A 9,037-nucleotide genomic window follows, 5' to 3' on the forward strand; every position below is an offset into this window, starting at 1 on the left:
CAGGTAGAGGTGGCCCCAGGAGAGGATCATGTCCTCCATCTCGGCGCCCATCGTGGCCGGCAGCAGGATGTCGGCGTAGGAGGCCGTGTCCGAGATGAAGTGCTCGGCCGAGACCATGAACAGGTCCTCGCGCATCAGCCCTTCGACGATCTTGTCGGTCTCGGGCGCCTGCGTGACCGGGTTCGAATTCCAGCACATCATCGACATGATCGGCGGGTCGAGTTGCATCTCGCCGGTCAGCGCCCGGCCGATCTGCAGGTTCGAGACGACACGGGTGCCCTCCGGGATCAGGTCCGGGCGGCAGATGACGTCGAACTTGTAGGGGTGCTCCCAGACGCCGAACTGGGTGATGCCGCCGCCGACATGGCGCCACGCCCCGGTGAGCGCCGGGATGCAGGAGACCGCCCGGATGGTCTGGCCGCCGCCGTAGTGGCGCTCCAGCGCCACGCCGATGCGGATGCCCACGGGCTGCTCGGTCGCCATCTCCCGGGCCAACTTGCGGATATCGTCGGCGGAGACGCCGGTGATCTCGGCGGCCCATTCCGGCGTGCGCTCGGCGGCGCGCTCCTTCAGCTCCTCATAGCCGACCGTGTAGTTGTCGACGTAGTCCTGATCGACGAGGCCCTGCTCGATGATGGAGTTGATCAGCGCCATTGCGAGCGCGCCGTCGGTGCCGGGCTTCGGCGCGATGTGCCAGTCGGCGGCCTTGGCGGTGCGCGAGGCGTAGGCGTCGATCACGACGACCTTGGCGCCCTTCTTCTGGGCGTCCTTCACGATGGCCCAGTGGTGCAGGTTCGTGCTGACCGAGTTGCAGGCCCAGATCACGATGTATTTGGAGTGGATGTAGCTGTCCGGGTCGAGGCCGGCGGTCGGGCCGACCGTGAGGAGCCACGCCGTGCAGGAGCCCTCGCCGCAGAAGGTGCGCTCCATGACGGTGGCGCCCATGCGGTTGAAGAAGGCGTCGCCGCCGTTCAGCCCGTGCACGAGGCCCTGGTTGCCGAGGTAGCTATAGGGCGCGATGGCCTGCGGGCCGTGCTCGTCGATGATCGCCTTCCAGCGGGTGACGATGGTGTCCAGCGCCTCGTCCCAGGTGATCCGCTCGAACTGCTTCGACCCCTTCGGGCCGACCCGCTTCATCGGGTAGAGAAGCCGGTCGGGATGGTAGTGGCGCTTCTCGTAGTCCTTCAGCTTCACGCAGAGACCGCCGCGGGTCATCGGGTGGTCTGGGTTGCCGCGTACGCCCTGGAGCTGGCCGTCCTTGACGTCGAACAGCATCGAGCAGGTGTCGGGACAATCGTGCGGGCAGCCCCCGAAGAAGGTCTCGGTCAGGCTCTCGGCCTGGGCGACGATCAGGGAGTCCGGCTTGACGATCTCGTTCATGTTTCCTCCGCGGTCGGGCGTCCGGCCTTCTTGGCGTTCCGGATGGTGAGCCCGACCCGTTCCCAGGGTGCACTAAACCGCAAACAATTCCAAATTTTGGTCGTGCAAAAGGGCCAAAGTGGATGCGGCCCATGGTACCAACCGTTTTGTCGCGCCCCATTGGGTTGGGGCCGACCGGCACCGGCCCTGAAATCTCGTCCGTGCCGGGACGCCGCCTTACAATGGGGTAACGGGTGGAACTGACGCTCACGCTTGACGCATCCTCCGCCAAGCCCTTGCAGGTCCAGGTATTCGACCAGGTCCGGGAGATCATTCTGGAAGGGAAGTTGAAGGCCGGCATGGCGTTGCCGCCGAGCCGCCTGCTGGCCGAGCGCCTGGGCATCTCTCGCAATACTGTGAACGCAGCCTACGAGCGCCTTTCCGCCGAGGGCTACGTCAAGGCCCGGGGTACGGCCGGCCTGTTCGTGGAGCCCATCCCGCCGGACAGTCTCCTGCTGATCCAGCGTGGCGGCCAGGCCCTGACCAACGGACCGGTCCCGGACGCGGTCGGCGAACCCCTGCTGTGCTTCGCAGGCTCGCCGGGCGGGGGTGGGGACCGACCTGAACTCGACTTCTGGGTCGGGCGCTCGGACCCCGCCGGGTTCCCCCTCCGCATCTGGCGGCGGATCGTGAACCGCCTCCTGTCGCAGGAGACCGCCTACCTGACCGACTACTGCGACCCGGCCGGGCTCCCGGAACTCCGCGCCGCCATCGGCACGCACCTGCGGCGTGCCCGCGCCGTCGCGGTGACGAAGGACCAGATCGTCGTGACCACGGGGGGGCAGGACGCGCTCAACCTGGTGTTCAACCTGTTGAGGGGGCACACCCGGCAGCTCTGCATCGAGAACCCCTGCTACCTCGGGGCCTCCCTGATCTTCAGGAGCGCCGGCATGACCGTCCATCCCGTCCCGGTCGACGGCGACGGCCTGCGCACGGACCTCCTTCCCAAGGACCGGGGCAGCCTGCTGTACGTGACGCCCTCGCACCAGTTCCCGACCGGCGCGATCATGCCGTTGACCCGCCGGCTGGAACTGCTGCGCTGGGCCGAGGAGACCGACAGCTACATCGTGGAGGACGACTACGACAGCGACTTCCGGTACGACGGCCCGCCGCTGACCGCCCTCGCCGGCCTGGATGGGGGGCGGCGCGTCTTCTACGTCGGCACCTTCTCCAAGTCGGTGGGGGCGGGACTGCGGATCGGCTACGCGACGGTCCCGCGCCTGTTCTGGGACGAGGCGCGGATGCTCAAGGCCCGGATGAGCAACGGCCAGGCGTGGCTGGAGCAGGCCGCGCTGGCCGCCTTCATCGACGAGGGGCACTTCGACCGGCACCTGCGCAGGCTACGCCAACTCTACAAGGCCCGTAGGGACCACCTCGTCGCCACGCTGCGGCGGACGTTCGACGGCGCCTCGGTCATCGGCGGGGAGAGCGGGCTTCACTTGGTCTGGCAGCTACCGCCCGGGTGTCCCCCGGCGCGGCAAGTCCAGGTCGCGGCGAGGGAGCGTGGCATCGGCGTCTACGCGTTATCGAGCGGGGCGGCGTTCGACGTCGATCAGGGGGCCCGGGACGACATGCTGGTCTTCGGCTACTCGTCCCTGACCGAGGCTCAGATCGAGGATGCGGTCGGAAGGCTCGAACTGCTCTTGAACCGCTGAACCCGAGGCAGGCCGCCCATGACGGCCTCCGCCAATGGGTCGAGCGTATTCCCACGCCGACCCCACCCGGTGTTGCCGTGGCCACCCTCGGGCGTCGAACCAAGGCCGTGTTCCCGAAAGGCGCGCGGTTCGCCGGACGCCATCCCCGGGCAAAGGCACTGCGACGGCGGGAATGGTATGGCTAACGGACCCCCCGGGCCGGAACGACTGCTGGTGGCACTTTCCTTGCCGGGATGGGCCGGGCCCTGACCGCGGCCATCGCCTCGTCGGCGGCCCTTTGCCCACTGTCGTGGGCCCCGTGGGCGGTCGTGAAGTCAAAGAGGTGTGTCGCCTCGCCGGCGAAGAAGAGCCGGTCCTCGAACGGTTGGGCCAGCCTCGCCCGCGCATCGGATTGCCCCGGCAGCGCGCAACTATACGCGCCGCCGATGGACGCCATACGGCTCCACGAGGTTGCCGCGAGCGGATGGATAGCCGACGCTACGCCGCTGCCGAACAAGGCGGCCAACTCCGCCGACACGAAGTCGAAGCCGGCGGCCGGGCCAGCCTCATCAAGGATGCGGGCGCCCTCGCCACCGAGGAAGGCCTCGATGACGGGCCAGCCGTTCGGCCGGATCGAATAGGCCGCGGACCTCGGGTCTCTCAGGTTGCCGTAGGCATGCGTGTCCGGACCGAACGCCGTATCGCGCCCAATCTCCAGAAAGATCTTCTCGTTGCGGCCGAGGGGCAGTGCGGCGGCCGCCTCGCGCCAGGGGTCGACTTCGGGGGGAAGGCGGATCGCGTCGCCGGCCAGGACCACGGTCGAGACAGTGAGGATGGCGGCCTTTGCCCTGACGGCACCCGCGCGGGTGGTCACCTCGACGCCGTAACCCGTCAGATCGATCCGTTCGGCGGGCGTGGCCAGCCGGACTGTCGCCGAGGACGGTAGGCTGGCGGCGACGAGGGTGCCGTAGCCGAGCGGCAGGTGCCAGTTCTTGCCCGTCGAGGCATCGTCGTAGGCGAGGTAGTCGGTGGCCGAGATCCCTTCGGGTGCGACACCGCTCATGAACCCTGCGATGGCCCGGACATAGCCGTTCCAGGGCCCTCCGGGCTCCAAGGCATCACTCGCCCGGTCGGTGCCCCGGGCCACGGCACGAAGCCGCCCCTCCCAGTCGCCATAGGCCCTCCACGCCGCCTCCCGGTCGTCCTTGTTGACGTCCTGGGAAGGATGCGCCTTCGCCCATGGCGGGTCACCCCGGTCGACCGGGAAACCGGACGCCTCGGCGATGTCGACCCATGCGTTGCGGTCGCCCGAATGGAGCCACTCGCAGCCAAGGTCGAGCGGGTAGCCTCCGAGATCCTGCGTGTAGGCACGGCCCCCCAGCCGTTGAGACGCCTCCAGGAGCAGGCACGAGGTGCCGCTGTCCACGAGCCTCCGGACTGCACCGATGCCGGCGGCGCCGCCCCCCACGACGATCACGTCGAACTCGCTGGTCACGAGGTCCAAATCACGTCGTCGGACATTCCACCGGTGCCCGGCATGGGACGGCCTCAGATGCTGCGGGCCTTGTCCGGATGGCGCCCCTCGGCGAATTCCTCGACGATCTTGGCGCAGAAGGCCGGCAGGTCCTTCGGGTTGCGGCTGGTGACGAGGCCCTTGTCGACAACCACCTCCGCGTCGACCCATTCCCCGCCCGCGTTGCGGATGTCGGTCTTCACGGTCGGGAACGAGGTCAGCTTGCGCCCCTTCACGACGTCGGCCTCCACCAACGTCCAGGGCCCGTGGCAGATGACGCCGACCGGCTTGGCCTCCTGGAAGAAGTCCCGGACGAAGGCGACGACGGCCTCGCTGCCCCGGAGCTTGTCGGCCCCCACGCTGCCGCCGGGGATGACGAGCCCGTCGAAGGACGACGCGGACACGGCGTCGATGGTCTTGTCGACCGGGTACTTCCCGACGGGGTCGAGGTCGTTGTTGACCGTCTCGGCCTCGCCCGCCTCAAGCCCGACCACCGTGACGGTCGCGCCGGCCGCGAGCAGTGCGTCGCGGGGCTTCGTGAACTCCGGCTCCTCCGTCCCCCGGGGGGCGATCAGGATGGCGATGGTCTTGCCCTGAAGGGTCATGGTTGGCTCCTATGTGCGGGAAGGGGAAGGGTTCAGCCTCAGGCCGGGATGCTCTCCGGCGTGGCGGTATTCTCGGCGGTCACACCGTTTTCCCGGTGGCGGAAGTCGCTCAGCGCCCGGTAGACCTGGAGCCGCGCCCGCATCACCGAACCGAGCGGCCGGTGCGCCGCGAGGCTGTGCGCCGGGCGGAAGGTCATCACCTCGTCGAAGTAGTGGACCCGCTCGGGGGAATAGGCGTCCTGGCGCGGCAGGCGGATCGTCGCCACCGTACGGTACGGGCTGACCGCGACCGGCCAGTCGACCGAGGCATCCTCGATGGGCTGGCGCTCGGCATCGGCCCAGAGCTGCGCCTTCAACTCGTAGACCACCTCGTTTCCGCGGAAGAAGTCCGTGGCCGCATGGCGGAAACCGTCCTCGTCGCCGTGCGGGTCGAGACGCCATTCGGCCAGGTCCGACTGCGCCGTGGATGCCGGTACCGCCCCGAGCTTGGCCACATGGTCGCCGAACCGCATCGGGGCCTGGCTGAAATAGCTGTCGGCGAGCGGATGGCTGTAGGGATGGCCGAGGAAGTCGGCCATGGCGCTCTCCGTCCCGAACGCGTGCAACACCCGGTTGAGGTTGCGCGCGGTGGCGGCCACCGCGCTCTTCACGCCCTCCGGCATCCCGGTCGCCTTGCCGATCACGGTTCCGTCGCGCAGGAACCCGGCCGCGGTCCCGGACGGGAAGGTCGTGCCGGTGGCGAGCACGAAGTCCTGGGTCTCGACATCGTGGCCCGGCAGCTTCTCGCCGGGCACCCCGAACACCTTGATCGACATGCCGCGGTGGGTGGACACCCGGTCGCCCAAGGTCTCGCCCGGTCCCTGCGCGAAGCGCACCGCCACCTTGTGCGTACCCGGCTTGGCGAACAGGCCCTGCGCGAGCTCGGGCGGCAAGCCCTCCGGGACGATCAACTCGCCGACGACGCAGGCTGAGCTCTTGGCGTGGCTCGCGCGCACGGCGTGGCGCTCGCGCTTCTCCACGACCTGCGACTGCTGGGTCATGCCCTGGATGATGCCGTCGATGGACTCCTGCTCGTCCGGGGCGGGCTTCTCGATGTCGGGCGCGTAGCGGAGGTACGTCATGGGGGTCTCCTTGGCGGGTCTGCGCCCGCGGGTTTGTCTGCCGGAGGCCCGGATCAGGATGCGGGATCGACCTGCTGCTCCGGGACGGGGACGTCGAAGCCGTTGAGCGTCGTGCACACCATCGCGTAGAGGCCGACGAGGTGGATCAGTTCGGCGATGCCCCGTGGTCCGAAGGCCGCCTGGACGCGGTCGTAGACAGGCCTGGGCAGCACGCCGCCGGCGTTGAGCGCGGCGGCCGCGTCGTAGACGGCCGCCTCGTCGGGCGAGAGGTCGGCCGGGCGCTGACCGGCCGTGATCGTCGCGACCTTGTCCTCCGCCAAGCCCTTGTCGCGGGCCACCTGGACATGGGCGTAGAGTTCGAAGGAGGCCTTGAAGCGGGCGCCGGTGGCCAGGATGGCGACTTGGCGAGCCTTCTCGGGAAGGGCGCCGCAAGCCGAGACCGCCTCAGTCAGTTCCCACACCGCCCTGCCGATCCGCGGCTCGTGGAGCCAGGGGTTGAAGGGCCCGAGGAGCGCACCGTCCGCCCTGGCCGTCTGGAATCCCTGGAATTGCCTGTCGATGCCGGCCTTGAGCGTGTCGTAGAGACCGCGTTGCTCGTTGCTGAGTTCACTCGGAGGGATGGGAGGGAGACGCAAGGCGGTAACTCCGGGGCGAACAGGCGTGCCGCACCGCCGACAAGCCGCCCGCGCGACGGACGTTCCCTGCCTCGTTCATGGGCGATTGAATGTCGCGCAACCCGGAACGTCGCGCGACCGCCCCCGTTCTGTCACGGCCCATGCCAGGAGACGGACCGTGCAACCTCCCGTGCGATACAGTCCCGATGTCGAGGTGTTGCGGCCCGACGAGGGGCAGACCATCGAGCAGCTGAACCAGGCCTTCGACACGATCCTGACCAGGGTCGCGGAGCATTCGGGCCATGCCGTGCGCTCGGTCCACGCGAAGTCGCATGGCATCCTCGAAGGGACGCTGACCGTCGATGCGGGCCTGCCCCCCGAGTTGGCCCAGGGCCTGTTCGCCAAGCACGGCGAGCACAAGGTCTACATGCGGATGTCGACAAATGCCGGCGACATCCTTCCCGACGCCGTCTCCCTGCCCCGGGGGCTCGCCCTGAAGGTCCTCGACGTCGAGGGCGAGCGCCTCCCCGACGCGGAGGGCACGACCCAGAACTTCATCATGGTTAACGGCAAGGTCTTCCAGGCGCCGAACGCCGAGAGGTTCCTGGGCAGCCTCAAGCTGTTGGCCGGCACCACGGACCGGGCCGAGGGCCTGAAGGTGGCCGCCTCCACCGTCCTGCGCGGGGTCAACAAGGCCCTGCACGCGGTGGGCATCGACAGCCCCACCATCGGCTCGCTCGGCGGCGCGCCCAACGTCGATCCGCTCGGCGAGACCTATTACAGCCTGACCCCGTTCCGGTACGGCGACTATATCGCAAAATTCTCGGTCGCTCCCGTCGCGCCGGCCCTGACGGCGCTCACCGGTGCCGAGATCGACGCCTCCGGCCGTCCGAACGCCATCCGCGAGACGGTGCAGTCCGAGATGGTCGGCATCGCCGGTGAATGGGAGTTCCGGGTCCAGCTATGCCGCGACCTCGAACGCCAGCCGGTGGAGGACCCCACGGTGGAGTGGAAGGAGGACGAGGCCCCGTTCCAGCGGGTCGGCATCATCCGTGCCCGGCCGCAGGATAGTTGGGACGCCGCCCGGGTCCTGGCGGTGGACGAGGAGATGCGCTTCAGCGTCTGGACCGGCCTCGCGGCGCACCGGCCCCTCGGCAACATCAACCGGGCCCGCAACGCCCCCTACCGTCATTCGGCCGAGTTCCGCGAGCGGTTCAACCGTTGCCCGATCCACGAGCCGGGCGCGGTGCGCTGAGACGGGAGGCGACGATGAGCAAGACGATTGCGGCGTTCGCGTTGGCCATGCTGCCCGTGATGGCCCCCGTGGGGGCGCTGGCGGACGGCTTGGCCAGGGCCGACCTCAAGCCCTTCAACGTGACCATCCGGGTGTTCGACCCTACCAAGGGCATCGGGAGCGGGCAGGACTACGTGCTGCCGGTCGACAGCCCCGACGCCGAGCACGCCATCGCCTCCACCACGGCGAACGCGGCCTCGTTCACGACGAAGACCTCGGGCGGCAAGGCCATCCCCGTCGCGTTCACGTGCGTGAAGGTCGAACCCCGCTGACCCGCGACCCATGAGGCGTCAAATGTCCCTCGATGCGAACAAGCGACTGGTCCGCGCGTACTTCGACGCGTTCCGCGACCGTGACGAGGGGTGGTGGGACGCCAACATCGCGCCGGACTTCGTCAGGCACGATCCGGGCCTCGATTTCGAGGTGCGTGGTCCCGATGGGATACGCAAGCTCGCCGCCGTGCTCCATGGCGGGCTCTCCGAGGTCGCCATCCCCATCGATGAGGTCATCGCCGAGGGCGACCGCGTCCTGGCGCGGCTGCGGTTCCAGGGTCGTCACACTGGGGAGTTCCAGGGCATACCGCCGACCGGCAAGTCCGTGGACATCGTCGTCATGGACTACTTCAGGGTCGCCGACGGCATCCTCGTGGAGCATTGGGCGCTGATGGACAACCTCACCATGCTCAAGCAGATCGGCGCCGTCGATCCATGACGGCCGGTCGCAGGACGTCGGCTTTATGCATCCAATCGGTCCCGGTTGTCGGGCGGGGCCACCGGGATGACCGCCAGGCGGTGCCATGAGTGCCGGTCGCGTCGTCCCTCTCGTCGTGGTGTAGGT

At 68.9% G+C, this 9,037-nt stretch carries 9 protein-coding genes; 4 read left to right on the forward strand and 5 right to left on the reverse strand.

Annotated features, from left to right (window positions below; all coding sequences use genetic code 11):
- Positions 1–1,380 (reverse strand): molybdopterin-dependent oxidoreductase (locus tag MKK52_RS00330; RefSeq protein ID WP_243951760.1); only part of this gene is annotated, 1,380 nt, incomplete at its 3' end.
- A 233-nt stretch (positions 1,381–1,613) separates the two neighbouring features.
- Here MKK52_RS00330 and MKK52_RS00335 point away from each other — a divergent pair.
- The gene (locus tag MKK52_RS00335) at positions 1,614–3,074 is read left to right on the forward strand and encodes a PLP-dependent aminotransferase family protein (RefSeq protein WP_313898716.1); all 1,461 of its coding nucleotides are present in this window, start codon (positions 1,614–1,616) and stop codon (positions 3,072–3,074) included.
- 181 nt (positions 3,075–3,255) lie between these two features.
- Here MKK52_RS00335 and MKK52_RS00340 read toward each other — a convergent pair whose 3' ends face one another.
- The 4 genes from MKK52_RS00340 to MKK52_RS00355 are packed head-to-tail and all read right to left on the reverse strand — an operon-like array spanning position 3,256 to position 6,927.
- Positions 3,256–4,548: a flavin monoamine oxidase family protein gene (locus MKK52_RS00340; protein WP_243951768.1), complete on the reverse strand. Its 1,293-nt coding sequence runs from the start codon at positions 4,546–4,548 to the stop codon at positions 3,256–3,258.
- Positions 4,549–4,601: 53 nt separating this feature from the next.
- Positions 4,602–5,171, reverse strand: coding sequence for a type 1 glutamine amidotransferase domain-containing protein (locus MKK52_RS00345; protein ID WP_243951762.1), 570 nt, complete (start codon positions 5,169–5,171; stop codon positions 4,602–4,604).
- 38 nt (positions 5,172–5,209) lie between these two features.
- Positions 5,210–6,292, reverse strand: a complete 1,083-nt coding sequence (locus MKK52_RS00350) for a catalase family protein (RefSeq protein WP_243951763.1) — start codon at positions 6,290–6,292, stop codon at positions 5,210–5,212.
- Between the two features lie 53 nt (positions 6,293–6,345).
- Positions 6,346–6,927 carry a carboxymuconolactone decarboxylase family protein gene (locus MKK52_RS00355; protein WP_243951764.1) on the reverse strand — a complete coding sequence of 194 codons (582 nt, stop codon included), beginning with the start codon at positions 6,925–6,927 and terminating at the stop codon, positions 6,346–6,348.
- A gap of 169 nt (positions 6,928–7,096) precedes the next feature.
- On the opposite strand from MKK52_RS00355, the gene MKK52_RS00360 reads away from it, so the two are divergent.
- The 3 genes from MKK52_RS00360 to MKK52_RS00370 are packed head-to-tail and all read left to right on the forward strand — an operon-like array spanning position 7,097 to position 8,911.
- Positions 7,097–8,161: a catalase family protein gene (locus MKK52_RS00360; protein ID WP_243951765.1), complete on the forward strand. Its 1,065-nt coding sequence runs from the start codon at positions 7,097–7,099 to the stop codon at positions 8,159–8,161.
- A 14-nt stretch (positions 8,162–8,175) separates the two neighbouring features.
- Positions 8,176–8,472, forward strand: coding sequence for a hypothetical protein (locus MKK52_RS00365; RefSeq protein WP_243951766.1), 297 nt, complete (start codon positions 8,176–8,178; stop codon positions 8,470–8,472).
- A 22-nt stretch (positions 8,473–8,494) separates the two neighbouring features.
- Positions 8,495–8,911, forward strand: coding sequence for an ester cyclase (locus tag MKK52_RS00370; RefSeq protein WP_243951767.1), 417 nt, complete (start codon positions 8,495–8,497; stop codon positions 8,909–8,911).
- Positions 8,912–9,037: the final 126 nt, after the last annotated feature.

This window comes from Methylobacterium sp. J-067, assembly GCF_022829465.1.
Lineage (GTDB): Bacteria > Pseudomonadota > Alphaproteobacteria > Rhizobiales > Beijerinckiaceae > Methylobacterium > Methylobacterium litchii.